The organism is Luteimonas soli, from assembly GCF_042648865.1.
GTDB lineage: Bacteria > Pseudomonadota > Gammaproteobacteria > Xanthomonadales > Xanthomonadaceae > Luteimonas > Luteimonas soli.
In genome coordinates this window covers 594,433-611,443 of the sequence record NZ_JBHRYA010000007.1, presented here as the reverse complement: position 1 = coordinate 611,443, position 17,011 = coordinate 594,433, and the positions used below count along the sequence as shown (strand labels likewise).

10 protein-coding genes are annotated in these 17,011 nt (G+C 62.7%); 6 read left to right on the top strand and 4 right to left on the bottom strand.

Annotation, left to right across the window (positions count from 1 at the left end):
• Positions 1-61: 61 nt before the first annotated feature.
• From ACFONC_RS10080 to ACFONC_RS10070, 3 genes are all read left to right on the top strand, one after another.
• Positions 62-4,414 carry an RHS repeat-associated core domain-containing protein gene (locus ACFONC_RS10080; protein ID WP_386743705.1) on the top strand — a complete coding sequence of 1,451 codons (4,353 nt, stop codon included), beginning with the start codon at positions 62-64 and terminating at the stop codon, positions 4,412-4,414.
• A gap of 352 nt (positions 4,415-4,766) precedes the next feature.
• Positions 4,767-6,032: a hypothetical protein gene (locus tag ACFONC_RS10075; RefSeq protein WP_386743703.1), complete on the top strand. Its 1,266-nt coding sequence runs from the start codon at positions 4,767-4,769 to the stop codon at positions 6,030-6,032.
• The gene (locus ACFONC_RS10070) at positions 6,007-7,335 is read left to right on the top strand and encodes a hypothetical protein (protein ID WP_386743701.1); all 1,329 of its coding nucleotides are present in this window, start codon (positions 6,007-6,009) and stop codon (positions 7,333-7,335) included. The genes ACFONC_RS10075 and ACFONC_RS10070 overlap by 26 nt, the downstream gene beginning before the upstream one ends.
• A gap of 255 nt (positions 7,336-7,590) precedes the next feature.
• On the opposite strand, the gene ACFONC_RS10065 is transcribed toward ACFONC_RS10070, so the two are convergent.
• Together ACFONC_RS10065 and aceE are read right to left on the bottom strand one after the other, a co-directional pair.
• Complete coding sequence (locus tag ACFONC_RS10065; RefSeq protein ID WP_386743699.1) at positions 7,591-7,890, bottom strand: addiction module antidote protein; 300 nt, start codon at positions 7,888-7,890, stop codon at positions 7,591-7,593.
• Positions 7,891-8,053: 163 nt separating this feature from the next.
• Positions 8,054-10,741 (bottom strand): pyruvate dehydrogenase (acetyl-transferring), homodimeric type, encoded by a 2,688-nt coding sequence (aceE, locus tag ACFONC_RS10060; RefSeq protein WP_386743697.1) that lies wholly within the window; start codon positions 10,739-10,741, stop codon positions 8,054-8,056.
• A 239-nt stretch (positions 10,742-10,980) separates the two neighbouring features.
• Between aceE and ACFONC_RS10055 the strand changes: the two genes are divergently transcribed.
• The 3 genes from ACFONC_RS10055 (at position 10,981) to ACFONC_RS10045 (ending at position 13,670) form a co-directional block, all read left to right on the top strand.
• Positions 10,981-12,783 carry a sensor histidine kinase gene (locus ACFONC_RS10055; RefSeq protein WP_386743695.1) on the top strand — a complete coding sequence of 601 codons (1,803 nt, stop codon included), beginning with the start codon at positions 10,981-10,983 and terminating at the stop codon, positions 12,781-12,783.
• Positions 12,780-13,220, top strand: a complete 441-nt coding sequence (locus ACFONC_RS10050) for a response regulator (protein ID WP_386743693.1) — start codon at positions 12,780-12,782, stop codon at positions 13,218-13,220. The genes ACFONC_RS10055 and ACFONC_RS10050 overlap by 4 nt, the downstream gene beginning before the upstream one ends.
• A gap of 108 nt (positions 13,221-13,328) precedes the next feature.
• Positions 13,329-13,670: a response regulator gene (locus ACFONC_RS10045; RefSeq protein WP_386743691.1), complete on the top strand. Its 342-nt coding sequence runs from the start codon at positions 13,329-13,331 to the stop codon at positions 13,668-13,670.
• 88 nt (positions 13,671-13,758) lie between these two features.
• Here ACFONC_RS10045 and ACFONC_RS10040 read toward each other — a convergent pair whose 3' ends face one another.
• A complete protein-coding gene (locus tag ACFONC_RS10040; RefSeq protein WP_386743689.1) occupies positions 13,759-14,226 on the bottom strand; it encodes an REP-associated tyrosine transposase in 468 nt (155 codons plus the stop codon).
• A gap of 178 nt (positions 14,227-14,404) precedes the next feature.
• Complete coding sequence (locus tag ACFONC_RS10035) at positions 14,405-16,738, bottom strand: NADP-dependent malic enzyme (RefSeq protein ID WP_386743687.1); 2,334 nt, start codon at positions 16,736-16,738, stop codon at positions 14,405-14,407.
• Positions 16,739-17,011 lie beyond the last annotated feature (273 nt).

Genomic DNA, 17,011 nt, shown 5'->3' with positions numbered 1-17,011 from the left:
GCACTACATGTGCTGTAGCCGAATGAAATCTACTGAGAAGTGATACCAAAGGGGGTCAAGGTTGAAGAATTCTGAATTAGGTGCATTGGTCACGCACCGCCAAGAGAACGGGAACGCTACCCTCACAGAGCCTGAATTGGACTTTCAAGCCGGCTTCAGAAATGCGGCTACTCTGATTCCTGCTTCCTTCGGCAAGATTCTGCTCGTCGCGGGACTTCTACTGGGCTCGGGCGCGGCGCAAGCCATATGCGACCCTGATCAAACACCGGCACCGGATGGCAGCTGCAACGAACCAACCATGACGGTAACGGGCAGGCGCTACCATGTGTTTTGGCCAAACTTCAACCATGTCCGCAATCTCGACGGGGGAGGGAGCTTTGGTCGTGGTTCGCGGGTCACGAACGTGAGCGTGGTGATCAACGGAAATGATGCCGCCTCCGAGGATCCTTGCCCCGAAGGGTCGGGCGGAGGTGGAGCGCCCGTGCCGGCATCGATGGCGCCTTCACGGGTAGGCAATCCAGTCGTGCTCTCCACCGGCAACAAGATTGAACCCGAGTGGGATTTTTCGACAAGCGGCGAGCGCGCTCTCTTTCAATCGAGGACATACAATCACTACTGGCAAGGTATCGGTCTGTTCGGAAGGCACTGGATCAGCAACTTTGATTACAAGCTGACATTCGGAACGACCGCAGTCGACACTTGCTATCCGAGACCGGGAGGTGGGACGTGTGCCGTCGGAAGCAAAACGACCATCTACGCGTGGCGTCCGGATGGGCGCACTATAAAGTATCTGAAGAATGCATCGGACGGGATTTTCTACGAAGACAAGGCAGGCCCCATCTCCCGCATCGTCAAGCAGGCTAATGGCAGCTTCATCCTCTATACCGAGGAAAACGATGTAGAAACCTATACGTCCTCAGGTTATGTCTCTACGATCAAGAATGAGCACGGCATCGGCTGGACGTATACCTATAGCGGCACCTATCCGACCAAGGTAACGCATACTTCGGGTCGGTACGTGCAGTTCACGTGGAGCGGAACGAGGCTGACAACTGCACGTGACCCCGCCGGCAATAACTACACCTACACATACACTGCCAATGCGTTCGGGACCGGATTCCACCGGCTCGCGTCCGCAACCCAGCCAGGTACACCAAGTACGACGATCAGCTATCACTATGAGGTGGCTGGCGATCCTGGTGCACTGACAGGAAAGTCATTTGGCACGAGGCGATACTCGTGGTTCACGTACGACACCAACGGGTATGTGACGAGCACCAAGCACGACTACGACTGGAACAAGCACACGTTCGTCTATACGCCGGGTACCAATGGAACGCTGACGGTCCTGGAGACCAATCCACTTGGAAAGAAGACCACGTACGTCTTCAAGGACGGAAAGCCTACATCGATCACCGGACATACCAGCACGTACTGCGCATCGAGTTACAGCGAAACCGTATACGATGCGACGACCGGATATCCCACCCTGCGCTCGGATTATAACGGTAACGACACAGTCTACACCCACAATGCCAAAGGCCAGATGCTGACGCAGATCGAGGCCTACGGTACTCCACAGGCGCGCAAGACTACATATACTTGGGACGCTGCGAAGAATCGTGTGACATCGATTGTTGTCGGTGGTGTCGCAACGGGTAGCAATCTGATCAAGGTGGAGTACGGCTACACCACGGACAACCGGGTTGCGAGCGTCAAGACGACGAATCTGTCGTCGCACGGCGTCACCAACCAATCCCGCACGACCACCTATGCGTACACGAAGCATGCCAACGGCATGGTCGCCACAGTTGCCGAAGATGGCCCGCTTTCCAGCGATACGTTGATTGCTTCTTATGACACACTGGGAAACCTTGTGTCGGTGAAGAACAGCCTCAACCAGGCAAGGACGTACTCCAATTTTGATGGCTTGGGACAGCCGCGGCGCATCACCGGCCCCAATGGTGACATCGTGGATTACACCTACGACGCGGGCGGGCGCGTACTCAAGGTGCGGAACTATCCGAACGGCACAGCCGCTGATACGCAGATGACGTACGAGGACACGGGGCAACTGTCGTCGGTCATCACGCCTGACGGTGTCACCACCCGCTACTTCTACGATCCCAATCGAGTGTTGAGTACGGTTCAGCGCATCGAATCCAGCGGCACGCACCCCATTGCCGTGCAGGTTCACGAGAAAGATAGCGCGGGCAACATCACAGGAATCATCAAGTCACGCATCAGCAAGAAGATGCAGATGCCCCCCTGCACAGAGCCGTGGCCTGCTTGCTGGCCCGGCGGTGAGCCGGGAGATCCAATCGAGGTCATCTCCTCCGAAGACTACTATACGTCCTTCATCGACTACGACGAATTGAACCGTCCGCGCGCAAAGCGCGGTAACAACGGACAGAATATGCGGTACACCTACGATCTGAATGGCAACGTCAAGACGATCAAGGATTCCCTCAACAACGTCACGACGCTGACCTACGACGCCTTGGACCGGCTCGTCCAGTCGAAAGATCCGCTGGGCAAGATAACCAAGTTCGAGTACGACCTGGGAGACCGGATTACCAAGGTCACGACCCCAACGAGTCGGGTCACGACGTTCGTTTACGACGGGTTTGGCCAGCTCTGGAGCCAGAATAGCCCGGATACCGGCTCCACGACTTTCGAGTACAACGTTGCGGGGCAGCCGACGAAGATGACTCGGGCAAGCGGTGACATCACGACTTATGCCTACGACGGCTTGGGACGCCTGACGGGCGTCACGGCGGGAGGACAGTCGCAGACCTTCCTATACGACAGTTGCACCAACGGCAAGAGCCGGCTCTGCAAGATCACCGATCCGACGGGCAGCGTCAGCTACACCTATAGCCCGCAAGGCGGGCTGACCAAGCAGGTCAGCGCCATGCCCGCGAGCGGCGAGGCCACATACACCTATGCCTACGACAACATGGGACGCGTCAGCGGCATCGGCTACCCCGGCGGCGTGGGCGTCGGCTATGGCTACGCCTATGGCCAACTAACGACGGTGACTGCGACGATCGGCGGGACGACCACCAACGTAGTGTCCGGCGCCAGCTACCGGCCTTTCGGCCCGGCTGTCAGGTGGACGTATGGGAATGGCCTCGTCCGCAACCTCGCCTACGACATGGACGAACGCCCCACGGCACGCAACACGAAGAACGGCGCCGCCTTCTTGCAGCACCTCTCGTACACCTATGATGCCAACAATCAGATCACCCGGATCGGGAACAGTGTCCAGTCGACCCTCACTCAGAACTACACCTACGATGCGGTGGGCAGGTTGAAGACCGTGGTGGCCAGTGGCACCAACCAGGATTTCCTGTACGACGCCAACGGCAACCGGACGAGCCATACTTGGGGTGGGCAGGCGGACCTGTACAGCGTGCCGGCGGCCAGCAACCGCCTGACGGCGATCACGGGCCCACGCGCGAAGAGCTTCTCCTTTGACGCCAATGGAAATCTCACCGGCAACGCCGGCGCTACGTATACCTACGACGCCTTTAACCGCATGGCTTCCGCAACGAAGGCGGGGGTGACAACGACGTATGCCGTTAATGCACTCGGGCAACGGGTCTACAAGAAGGTGGGAAGCACGAAACATTGGTTCACCTACGGTGCCGGAAACGCGATGCTGGGTGAATACAAGGCGGGCCAAGGTTGGACCCAGTACGTCTACTTCCAAGGCGAGCCGGTGGCGATGGTGCGCGGAGGTGCGATCAGCTACATCCAAGCCGACCATCTGGGGCGTCCGGAGCTGGTGACCAACGGAGCGAAGGCAGCGGTTTGGCGGGCGAGCAACTATGCCTTCGACCGGACGGTGACATTGAACAGCATTGGCGGGCTGAACCTAGGGTTCCCCGGACAGTACTACGATGCAGAAACGGGGCTGTGGAATAACGGGTTCCGAGACTACGATGCGAGCATTGGACGGTACGTACAGAGCGATCCGATTGGGTTGAAAGGCAGCATGAACACTTTCGCTTATGTGGAGGGGGATCCGGTGAACTTGACCGACCCCTTCGGACTGCAATCATTGTCGAATGTCCCGGTTCGGCCTGTAGATGAAGCCGCCATAGCGTACGCAATGGGCGTTCATGAGGCTAAGCGTCGGATTAGCTGTGCGACGTTCTGTTACATGGACAATACTCTGGGTACCTCACAAGAGAGCTTTACTGAGAATCGAATTACAGATGCCTCAGGAGAGATGGCGAAACCTATGCTGAAAAGAGGAATAAGAGACCTGGCGGAAGCATGCATGTCCAGCTCCGCGGAAAGACTGGCTGGGAGAGCACTACTTAAGGTTAATCCAATTGTTAACCTCAGTACTACCGCTATATCTATGGGGCAAATCAATACGTGCTATCAAAAATGCTCAGAATGATGAAGATCATAATTGCGGCCGCATTCATAATTGCCGCAGTCTCTTTGCTAGTGCTTGCATTGTTGATGAGAAGTGCAAGGTATTCTCACAACTCAATACTCTCTTGGAACAACTTTCAAGACGCTATTCCGACACTAATAATAATTTCTGTTGGAATAATTATTATTACTCTTCTGGGGAGGAGGTGACGATGGAGAGTGCCGCGGCCATTATTACCCGAGCTATTGCACTGGCGGGCCTACTGGTTCTGTGTCAATCGGCAAAAGCGGGCCTGGATCTACCCGACAAGGAACCACTATTTGTGCGAGGTGGATACGATTATGCTCCGTCAGTTATTGTAGAAAATAATCTGATGAAGATCTGGTGGTGTGGATATGGCACATTCCCGGGCTCGTCAACCGGTGGAGACGTTATATACTATCGCACCTATAACACCAGTACCGGACAGTTCTCCGCAATCACAAAGGTTATGTGGCCAACTTCTGGCGCATGGGACGGGGTACATACTTGTGATCCATCGGTTGTTAAGGGCGCCTTCTCGGTTCCGGGATCATCTACTACTTATAATTATGCGATGTATTATACGGCGACCGATAGAGCGGACGGGAGGAATAGCCGAATCGGTGTAGCGTTCTCCGTTAACGGTGTCAGCTGGCTAAAAGTCGCGAACCCGGTTATCTATCCGCAGGTTTATCCGGCAACGGGAACGTACGGGGCGGGCCAAGCTGGGACGTACAATCAAGATGGCGTGGACAACATCATCCTGATGTACGTCGATACGAGCCCTCAGGTTGGAACAAGAATCTACACTCGTTCGACCATCGATGGGATCAACTTTGGCCCTCCAACAACAATACCGAACAGCAATAACGCTGGGTTGGCGATTAACATTACCAGCGGCGATATTGCATATGAATCGACGGAAAATGTTTTCTATCGAGTCGTAAGCGGCTATCCGGTACGCTCCGGAGACACAGAGTCATACCAGATGGGCCTGTTCAAGATGAGTGCGGCAAACTTCCTGAGCGGGTCGGGCGCGTGGGAGCTTCAGGCAGTTCTCAACTCTGCAAACACCGGATTCAGAGAACTCCACAATCCGTCGTTTCTCCGGGATGGGTATGGGAATCTTGATTTTCTCTTCCCAGAAGTAACAATGTTCTTTGGAGCGGGAGACGCAGATCCTTCCACATGGGAGATTGCGTCGGCGACATGGTCTCCAGATCCTGATTCGATGCCGTTGAAGCGATACTTTTCAGCGACGGGTTGCTTGGGACAAATGCCGGAGCACTGGATAACGACGGGGTATGTGAGACATTATTGCGGATTCAACTTCGAGTCAGTAGTGGGCTACTTGAAGATGGCTCCCGTCACCGGAACAGCCCCGCTTTTCGGCTGTGTGAACGGGCAGGACCATGTCCTGGCACGGGGCTCGTGTGGAGTTACCACACCTCTTGGGATCGAGGGCTGGATCTACACAAGTCCTGCCACTGGAAGAGCAGCCCTTTATCGCTGCACTACGGGGAGCGGCCTCTCTTTGAACCATTTTGTTTCCAGATCACCTACATGCGAAGGCCGAACAGTTGAAGGCATACTTGGATATATTTCGACGAGTCCTTGATGCTTCAATCGAGCGCTCTGGCGACCTGAAGCACCGACTCGCCCCGGCCCTTCCACTGTGGTTAGGATTGGCTTTGGTATGCACTGCTGTAGTCATTCTGCGCCGACCCGACGCCATCCTTGACCCACAGTTCTGGGCCGAGGATGGCAAAATCTGGTTCGCCGATGCCCACAACCTGGGGGCCTTTAACTCGCTGCTGTTACCGCAGAACGGATACCTGCAGACGTTGTCACGTCTAGTGGCGGCCGTCGCCGTATGGATGCCGATGCAGTTGGCGCCACTGGTGTTCAACCTTGCAGCGATCGCGGCACAGATCCTGCCAATACTGCTGTTGAGCAGTGCGCGGGGCCGCGCGCTTGTTCCCTCTTTGACTGCCCGCTTGGCTCTCGGCTTGCTTTACATCGCGCAACCGTATACGACAGAGGTGCATGCCAATCTCACGAATGCGCAGTGGCACTTGGCCGTGTCTGCTGCGCTTGTATGCTGCTTCGATGCTTGGAGGAGCAGGCGGCAGATGGCTCTCGACATCGGCTTGGTGTCGCTCTCCTGCCTAAGCGGTCCCTTCTGCATCTTGCTTCTACCTTGCGTGGCGTGGCTGGCTTATCGCAGACGCGACCGCCGCACAGCATGGCTCCTTGCCGTGCTTCTTGTCGGTGCAGGAATACAGCTGGCACTCGCCATTCCGCAAATGGGAGTCAGTAGAGCGGTCGGGCCACTTGGGGCGACTTGGCTGGGATTTCTGCGGATTGCAGGTGGCCAGGTCGTGCTGGCCGGGCTACTTGGCGATGGATGGAGCCACATCTATTCTCTGCGCCTCTGGAGAGAAAGTGTTCTCTTGCCATTGGTTGCTACAGCCATTGGAACAGGCGTACTGGTTCGAGCCATACGATCTGGAAGTGATGCGGCAATCAGTTTTATTGCGTTTACAGCGCTTGTTTTCATCGCGGCGCTGATATCGCCGCAACTGTCCACCACTGCTCAGTGGGTTACATGGGAAGTGCCGCATGCCGGCGAAAGGTACTCATTTCTACCGATGCTTGGCTTCTACGCCGCATTGATGTGCATGGCCGGGCAGGACCGCCGGCCGGTTGCGAGATGGGTCGCTGGCGGCATGCTCGCGTGCGCGATTCTGGTGGCGATCCCGGTCAGCTGGCAGATACGCCCGTTCGAGGATTTCGCCTATCGACAGCACGTTGCTGATTACGAGAATGCACAAGTAGGAGATGTAGTGAGAATCCCGATCAACCCTTCCGGCTGGTTCATGGAGTTGCGCAAGCCTACGCGCAACCAGTCACCGCATTGATGCGCTCGGGACCGGTCTCGGAGAAGCGAGCCAGAGAGTTTCTATAAATTTTCGGGAATTTATAGGAAATTTTCATGCGGCGACGGAGGTTTCCCGTTAGATTGGCGGTAGATGTCGACAGTATCGGTGGGAAGACAGCCGGGCTCGGCGACTTCGAACCACAGTGTCACGCCGGTCTTATGCGGGGTCTGGGTCTCTGGGTGGAGGCGGATGTGGAGTTCGGCGTCATGCGCGTCGCGCGCTCCTCGCTTTGGCTCAAGCGCCCGGCTTTTCAGGCGTCACAGTCAGCCGGTAGCCCAACTCATGCACCACCTTCAGCACGCTGTCGGCGCTGGGGTTGCAGCTGTCAGACAGCGCCTTGTACAAACCCTCCCGGGTGAGGCCGGCATCACGTGCAAGCTGGCTCATGCGGGAGCGGGCGACGACGCCCACGACATGGGCGAGGAAGGCCACGTCTTCGGGCGCTTCCTCCATGCAGGTGGCCAGGTAGGCGGCGCGCTCCTCGTCGGTGCGCAGATATCGGGCGGAATCGTAGGGAGTGGTCTTGAGGGCCATGTCCGGGCAGGCTGGCGGGTGATTGGGGCGCTGCCACCGATTCCGGGATCTGTGCCGGGAACAGACGTGATGGGTTTCGCTGCGCTCGACCCATCCTACGGCTTCCGAGGTCCGAAAATGAGAAGGGCGGCCATTCGGCCGCCCTTCCCGATCACTCCAAGTATCAGGCGTACAACGGGTAAGGCTTGTCGGTATCGATCTTGTACAGCTTGATCGCCCGGCTCACGTCCTTCGCCGTCATCTTCCCTTCCGCCGCCAGCGCCGCGATCGCGGCTTGCGCGACGTGGAAGCGGTCGACCTCAAAGTGCCGGCGCAGGTTGGCGCGGGTGTCGCTGCGGCCGTAGCCGTCGGTGCCGAGCACGGTGTAGTGCATCGGGACGTAGGCGCGGACCTGTTCGGGGTAGGCGCGGATGTAGTCGGTGGCGACGATGGCCGGGCCCTGGCGGCCTTCGAGCTGCTGGGTGACGTAGGCCTTGCGCGGCTTGGCTTCGGGGTGGAGGCGGTTGTGGCGCTCGGCGTCCTGGCCGTCTCGGGCCAGTTCGTTGAAGCTGGGGCACGACCAGATGTCGGCGGTGACGCCGAAGTCCTTGTCGAGCAGTTCGGCCGCGGCGATCACTTCACGCAGGATGGTGCCGGAGCCCATCAGCTGCACGCGGTGTTCGCCCTTCTTCGGCTTGCCGGCGTCCTTGAACAGGTACATGCCCTTGATGATGCCTTCGGCGCTGCCCTCGGGCATGGCCGGGTGGCTGTAGTTCTCGTTCATCAGGGTGATGTACCAGTACTCGTCGTGCTGCTCGGCGAGCATGCGCTGCATGCCGTGCTGGACGAGGGTCACCACTTCGTAGCTGAAGGTGGGGTCGTAGCTGCGCACGTTCGGGATCAGGCCGGCCTGGACCAGGCTGTGGCCGTCTTCGTGCTGCAGGCCTTCGCCGTTGAGCGTGGTGCGGCCGGCGGTGGCGCCGAGCAGGAAGCCGCGCGCGCGCATGTCGCCGGCCTGCCAGGCGGCGTCGCCGACGCGCTGGAAGCCGAACATCGAGTAGTAGATGTAGAACGGCAGCAGCTGCAGGTCGTTGGTGCTGTAGCTGGTGGCGCAGGCAAGCCATGACGCAAACGCGCCGGCCTCGGTGATGCCTTCCTGCAGCACCTGGCCCGCGGCGTCCTCGCGGTAGTACATCAGCTGGTCGGCGTCGACCGGCTTGTACTTCTGGCCGTGCGGGGCGTAGATGCCGATCTGGCGGAACAGGCCTTCCATGCCGAAGGTGCGCGCCTCGTCGGCGACGATCGGCACCAGCCGCGGGCCGACCTGCTTGTCGCGCAATGCAATGTTGAGCATCTGCACGAAGGCCATGGTGGTGCTGATCTCGCGCTCGCCGGTGTCCTTGAGCAGGCGCTCGAAGGTCTGCAGCGGCTGCACCTCCAGCGACTTGCTGGCCTTGGGACGGCGCTGCGGCAGGAAACCGCCCAGGGCCTTGCGGCGCTCGAGCATGTATTCGACTTCCGGCGACTTCTCGCCGGGGTGGAAGAACGGGATCTGGCCGTCCTTGAGCTGGTCGTCGCTGACCGGGATCTGGAAGCGGTCGCGGAACGCCTTGACGTCCTCGTCGTCCATCTTCTTGGTGCCGTGGGTCGGGTTGAGCGACTCGCCGGCCGCGCCCATGCCGTAGCCCTTGACCGTCTTGGCCAGGATCACGGTGGGCATACCCTTGGTGTTCACCGCCTCGTGGTAGGCGGCGTAGACCTTGTGCGGGTCGTGGCCGCCGCGGTTCAGGCGCCAGACGTCGGCGTCGGACAGGTTGGCGACCAGCGCGGCGGTCTCCGGGTACTTGCCGAAGAAATGCTCGCGCGTGTAGGCGCCGCCGAAGGCCTTGCAGTTCTGGTATTCGCCGTCGACGGTTTCCATCATCAGCTGGCGCAGCTTGCCGCTGGTGTCGCGGGCCAGGAGCGGATCCCAGTAGCTGCCCCAGATGGTCTTGATGACGTTCCAGCCGGCGCCGCGGAAGTTGCCTTCCAGCTCCTGGATGATCTTGCCGTTGCCGCGCACCGGGCCGTCCAGGCGCTGCAGGTTGCAGTTGATCACGAAGACCAGGTTGTCCAGGCCTTCCCTTCCCGCAACCGAAATCGCGCCCAGGCTCTCGGGTTCGTCGGTCTCGCCGTCGCCGAGGAAGCACCAGACCTTGCGGTCGGTCTTGGGCATCAGGCCACGGCTTTCGAGGTACTTGAAGTTGCGCGCCTGGTAGATGGCGGCGATCGGGCCCAGGCCCATGCTCACGGTGGGTGTCTGCCAGTAATCGGGCATCAGCCACGGGTGCGGGTAGGAGCTGACGCCGCGGCCGTCGACTTCCATGCGGAAGTTGTCGAGCTGCGACTCGTTGATGCGGCCCTCCATGAACGAGCGCGCGTAGATGCCGGGCGAGCCGTGGCCCTGGATGTAGAGCAGGTCGCCCGGGTGGTCTTCGCTCGGCGCGCGCCAGAAGTGGTTGAAGCCCACGTCGTAGAGCGTGGCCGAGGAGCCGAAGGTGGCGATGTGGCCGCCCAGGTCGCCGGGCTTGCGGTTGGCGCGCACGACCATGGCCATCGCGTTCCAGCGGATCAGCGAGCGGATGCGCCACTCCATCTGCGCGTCGCCGGGGGACTTTGCCTCCTGGCCGGGCGGGATGGTGTTGATGTATTCGGTGGTCGGCGCGAACGGCAGGTGGGCGCCGGCGCGGCGGGTGAGCTCGACCATGCCGTTGAGCAGCTGGTGCGCGCGCGCGGGGCCATCGTGGTCGATGACCGCCTTGAGCGATTCGAACCATTCCTGCGACTCGGCAGGGTCGGGATCGTTGTTGAGGACTTCGTTGAGCCAGTTCATCGGGGCGCGCTCCGCCGCGGCCCGCTGGCCGCACAGTGGTCGTGGATTAGAGCTTCCATTCTATCAGGGCGGCCACCCCTGCCGGCCGGCACGCAGCGTTCCCTTCGGGTGCGCGGGAACCCCTCCGGCGCGCGCGGAGGCGGTCGGTTGCGATCCGCGGGCGCGGCGGCGATGATCGCCGCTGGGGGGAGCCGTGGACGCACCGGGCGTTCGCCTCTTTCCGTGCCCAGGCGAACCGCATGTCCGTACCCGTGCCCACAGAACCGACGCAGAAGTGGCGCTTCGCGCTGCTGCTGCTGGCGGTCGTGCTGATCGTGGTGGTGCCGGCCGCCCTGCTGCGCAATGCCTCGATCGACAGCGTGCAGGCGATGGAGCAGGTCAACCATTCGCAGCAGGTGGAGGCGCAGTCGTACGCGCTGACCTACGACCTGCGCAACATCGAGGCCGCGGCGCTGGCGATCTCCGCCGGCGTGGACGCCCCGGGCCTGCGCGGGCGCATCGAGGAGAGCCACGCGCGCATCCGGCCCGCGCTGGACACCTTGCAGGCGCTGACCCGCGACAACCCGCAGCAGCAGGTGCGCATCGGCATATTGCGGGCCAACGTCGAACTTCGGATGGACGAGGTCGACCGCATCCTGGCCGGCACCAGCAACGCCGCCGGGGTGGAACGGCTGGTGACGCGCTACCCGATCCGCGGCATCGCCGCGGAGATCGTCGGCGAGGAGCGCGCCCTGCTCGCGCGGCGCACGGCGGTGGCCGAGAAGACGCGCGAACGCGCCGGGCTGCTGCGCTGGGGCGCGGTGCTCGCGCAGCTGGCGCTGCTGGGCACGGTGATGTTCTTCGCCGTCCGCCAGCTGGCCGCGCGCACGCGGGCCGAACGTTCCACGCAGCGCGCCAGCGCGCGCGCGGCGGTGATGCTCGAAACCGTGCGCGAACCCATCGTGCTGGCCGACGAAGGCCTGCGCGTGGTGATGTACAACGCCGCGTTCGCGGAGCTGTTCGGCGTCGAAGGCAATGCGGTGGGCAAGCCGCTGGCCGAAGTGGGCAACGCCGCCTGGGACGACGAGGAAGTCCTGCGTCGCCTCGGCGACGTGATCGGCCGCGACCGCGAGCTGTGGGACTTCGAGCGCCGCCAGGAGACCGCCGACGGCAACGAGCGCGTGATGCTGATCAACGCGCGCCGCATGTCGCTGCCCGACAGCGAGGACGACGCGGTGCTGGTCACCGCCAGCGACATCAGCGCGCAGAAGGCCAGCGAGCAGCAGATCCGCGAGCTCAACCGCCAGCTCGAGGGCAAGGTGGAGCAGGTGTCGGACGTGAACCGCGAGCTGGAGGCGTTCAGCTACTCGGTCTCGCACGACCTGCGCGCGCCGCTGCGCCACATCGCCGGGTTCTCCGACAAGCTGGGGCGCCAGTTGGGCGACGATGTCGACGAGAAGAGCCGCCACTACCTGGACGTGATCGCAGGTTCCGCCAGGCGCATGTCGGCGCTGATCGACGACCTGCTGGTGTACTCGCGCCTGGGCCGCAGCGCGCTGCGCCTGCAGGTGCTGGACTTGCAATCGATGGTCCACGACACCCGCTCGATGCTCGACGCCAATGCCCACGCCGACAACCCGGACCACGTCATCCACTGGAAGATCGGGCAGATGCCGGTGCTGGTCGGCGACGAGAACATGCTGCGCCAGGTGTGGCTGAACCTGCTGGGCAACGCGGTCAAGTACAGCGCGCGCAGCGAGCCGGCGGAAATCGAGGTCAGCCATGACCACGAAGCCGACGGTAGCCATCGGTTCAGCATCCGCGACAACGGCGCGGGCTTCGACATGGCCTACGCGGGCAAGCTGTTCGGGGTATTCCAGCGCCTGCACGCGGCGTCGGAGTTCTCCGGCACCGGCATTGGCCTGGCCAGCGTCAAGCGCGTCATCACGCGCCACGAGGGCCGTGTCTGGGCAGAATCCGAACCCGGCAAGGGCGCAATCTTCCACTTCACCCTTCCAGCGACCCTGGAACCCACCAACAGCAAGAGCACGCCGACCGCATGAGCACCATCCGCACCATCCTGCTTGCAGAAGACAGCCCCAACGACGCGGAGATGGCGATCGACGCCCTGCGCGACGCCCACCTGGTCAACCCGATCGTGCACGTGGAGGACGGCGTCGAGGCGCTGGACTACCTGCTGCGCCGTGGTCGTTTCGCCGACCGCCCCGAGGGCGACCCGGCGGTGCTGCTGCTGGACATCAAGATGCCGCGCATGGACGGCCTGGAAGTGCTCACCGAGCTGCGCCAGCACGAGCATCTAAAGCGCCTGCCAGTGGTGATCCTGTCGTCCTCGCGCGAGGAAAACGACCTGGCCCGCAGCTGGGACCTGGGCGTGAACGCCTACGTGGTCAAGCCGGTGGACGTGGACCAGTTCTTCGAGGCGGTGAAGACGCTCGGCAAGTTCTGGGCGGTGTTCAACGAAGCACCGCAGGACGTCTGAGGACGCATGGCTTCGCCCGGGGGGAATCCCCCTCGCATCGCCGCTTCCGGGCGGGGGACGAGTGAGAAGGACGGCGCATCGCCACCACCTGCGGCACGACGTTGGCGCGTGCTGCTGGTCGACGACTGCGCCGACGACGCCGAGCTGACGCGGATCGAACTGCACGGCGCCGGCCTCGACGTCGACTGCCTGTGGGTGGCAAGCGAAGCAGCGCTGCACGCCGCACTGGACGGACCCGCGCCGCAGCTGGTGCTCTCGGACCTCAACATGCCCGGCTTCGACGGCCCGCGCGCCCTGGCCATCGTGCGCGAGCGCGCGCCAGGGGCGAAGTTCGTGCTCCTGACCGGCGCGATCGCCGAGGACGCCACCCTTCCCGAAGCCGACGGCGTGCTGCTCAAGCACGAGCTGCACGAGTTGCCGGGGTTGGTGCGGGAGCTGTTAGGGGCGTAACCCAGCCCGACACTCTTGTAGGAGCGGCTTCAGCCGCGAGCTCCTTGATCTTCGACGCGGACCAAAGAGCTCGCGGCTGAAGCCGCTCCTACACAGAGTCCTGGAGCCACCCTGCGTCCCAGAACGGATAGTCGCCGGGCCGGGATACCAATCCCGCGCGGACGGGATTCATGATGAGGTAACGCGCAGCGGGAAGCAGGTCTTCTTCCCTGCGAAGCGCATGGTCGTGGTAGCCCGGCGCCCAGATGCGGTCAAGCGCTGGATGCTGCTGCCGCAAGGCGCGGGCACTCGCGCCCTTTAGTCGGCCAACACACTCGGCCAGCGCCATGCCATCCCCGAGCTCGACCAATCCATGCCAGTGGTCCGGCATCAATACCCATGCGAGCAACCTGCTCTTTCGCCAAAGCGACAACCCCGTCATCAGCCTCGCCGCATCGGAAGCGATCGGCCATGCGAGGAAATGCGGTTGCCTGTTGGCCGTCGTGAACGTCAACAGGTAAATGCGGCCTGCTTCGGACCATCTTCCTCGACGCAGAGCTTCGTGTCCTGATCCCATGCAACCAGCATGCCGGACAGGTTTATCCGTTTGAATCGGCCGAAACCACGATGTCGCGTAGGGGAACCCCGCTCTCCTGTAGGAGCGGCTTCAGCCGCGAGCTTCTTGATTGGCGTCGAAGGTCAAAAAGCTCGCGGCTGAAGCCGCTCCTACAACGGCACGTTCGTACCCGCGTAGGCTAGGCCCCTTCCCGCTGCAGCTTCCGGATCTGCGCCTCCACCGCGACGATGGCGGTCATGTTGACCACGCGGCGGGGGGTGGCGGCGCCGGTGAGGATGTGGGCGGGCTGGTCGGTGCCCATCAGGATCGGGCCGATGGCGACGCCGTCGGTCATCACCTTGATCAGGTTGTAGGTGATGTTGGCCGCGTCCAGGTTGGGCATCACGAACAGGTTGGCGCGGCCCTTGAGCGTGGTGCCGGGGAGCATGCGCCGGCGCATGTCCTCGAGCCAGGCGGTGTCGCCCTGCATTTCGCCGTCCATGTCCAGGCGCGGGGCGCGGCGGGCGAGGATTTCGCGCACCTTGCGCATCTTCGCCGCCGAGGCGTTGTCGTGGCTGCCGAAGTTGGAGTGCGACAGCAGCGCCACGCGCGGTTCGACGCCGAACAGCTTGAGCCGGTAGGTCGCCTGCAACGTGCTTTCGGCGATCTGTTCGGCGCTGGGGTCGAGCTGCACGTGGGTGTCGAGGAAGAACCACAGGCCGGCGTCGTTGATCACGCCGGTCATCGCCGAGGTGCTGGTGACGCCGGGGTCGAGGTCGAACACGCTGCGCAGGTAGCCCAGCTTCTTGTGGTAGCGGCCGACCAGGCCGCAGATCAGGCCGTCGGCCTCGCCGCGTTCGACCATGATCGCGCCGATCAGCGAGGGCCGGGAGCGCAGCAGGTTCTTGGCCGCGTCCGGGGTGACGCCGCGGCGTTCGGTCAGGGCGTGGTACTGGGTCCAGTATTCGTGGAAGCGCGGGTCGTCGTTGATGTTGGTGAGGTCGAAGTCCTCGCCCATGCGCAGGCGCAGGCCCAGGCGCGCGATGCGGCTTTCGATCACGTCCGGGCGCCCGATCAGGATCGGCCGCGCCAGCCGTTCGTCGACCACGGTCTGCACCGCGCGCAGCACCGTTTCCTCCTCGCCCTCGGCGTACACCACGCGCTGCAGGTCGGCACGGGCGCGCTCGTAGACCGGCTTCATCATCAGGCCGGTGCGGTGGATGAACTGGCCGAGCTTTTCCCGGTACGCGTCCATGTCGGTGATCGGCCGCGTCGCCACGCCCGAGGCCATCGCCGCTTCCGCCACGCACGGCGCGAGCACGGTCAGAAGGCGCGGGTCGAACGGGCGCGGAATGATGTAGTCGGTGCCGAACGACGTCACGTCGCCGCCGTAGGCGCTGCCCAGGTCGGACGATTCCATCTGCGCCAGCCGCGCGATCGCGCGCACGCAGGCCAGCTTCATCGCCTCGTTGATCTCGGTGGCGCCCACGTCCAGCGCGCCGCGGAAGATGTAGGGGAAGCACAGCGCGTTGTTGACCTGGTTCGGGTAGTCCGAACGGCCGGTGGCGATGATGCAGTCCGGGCGCACGGCCTTCGCGTCTTCCGGCAGGATCTCCGGGTACGGGTTGGCGAGCGCGAGGATGACCGGCCGGTCGGCCATCGTGGCGACCATGTCCGGCTTGAGGATGCCGCCGGCCGACAGGCCGAGGAACACGTCGGCGCCGTCCACGATTTCGGCCAGCGTGCGCTTGTCGGTGTCGACCGCGTAGCGCGCCTTGTCCGGGTCCAGCCCCGGGCGGCCGGTGTGGATCACGCCGTCGCGGTCGAAGGCGACGATGTTGTCCTTGCGCACGCCCAGCGCCACCAGCATGTCCAGGCAGGCGATGCCCGCGGCGCCCGCACCGGTGGTGGCGACCTTGACCTCGCCGATCTCCTTGTCCGCCACCTGCAGCGCATTGAGCACCGCGGCGCCGACGATGATCGCGGTGCCGTGCTGGTCGTCGTGGAACACCGGGATATTCATCCGCTCGCGCAGCTTGCGCTCGACGATGAAGCATTCCGGCGCCTTGATGTCCTCGAGGTTGATGCCGCCGAAGGTCGGTTCCAGCGAGGCGATGATCTCGACCAGCTTGTCGGGGTCGCGCTCGTCGACCTCGATGTCGAACACGTCGATGCCGGCGAACTTCTGGAACAGCACGCCCTTGCCTTCCATCACCGGCTTGCCGGCCAGTGGGCCGATGTCGCCCAGGCCCAGCACCGCGGTGCCGTTGGAGATCACGGCCACCAGGTTGCCGCGCGCGGTGTAGTCGTGCGCGGCTGCGGGGTTGGCGGCGATCTCCTCGCAGGCGTAGGCCACGCCGGGCGAATAGGCCAGCGCCAGCTCGCGCTGGGTGACCATCGGCTTGGTCGCGGTGACCTTGATCTTCCCGGCCGGCGCGAGGCGGTGGTAGTCCAGCGCGGCCTGCTTGAAATCCTCGGGCTGCTGCGCGATTGGCTGGTCGGGATCGGGCGTCTCGGGAGATTGGTCGGGCATGGTCGCGGCGTTGGGAGATAACGGCTTCGATTCTACCTTGCCCCCTTGCTGCGGGGCCTGTCGCCCGGGCGACTGTCCCCCGCGCGCGACGCGCATAACCGCGGGTTATGCACGGCCTGCGTCTTTTCAATGGTGGGCCGGCAGGCGAGTGGCTAAGGTTGGGCATCCCATGCGGGAACGCCCGGCAAGGGCCGCGCGCCATCGATGCGGGGCACGGCCATTGCAACGTGATCGCTTCGGACGATCGCAAGCGCTGGCGGCGCCGCACGGCCG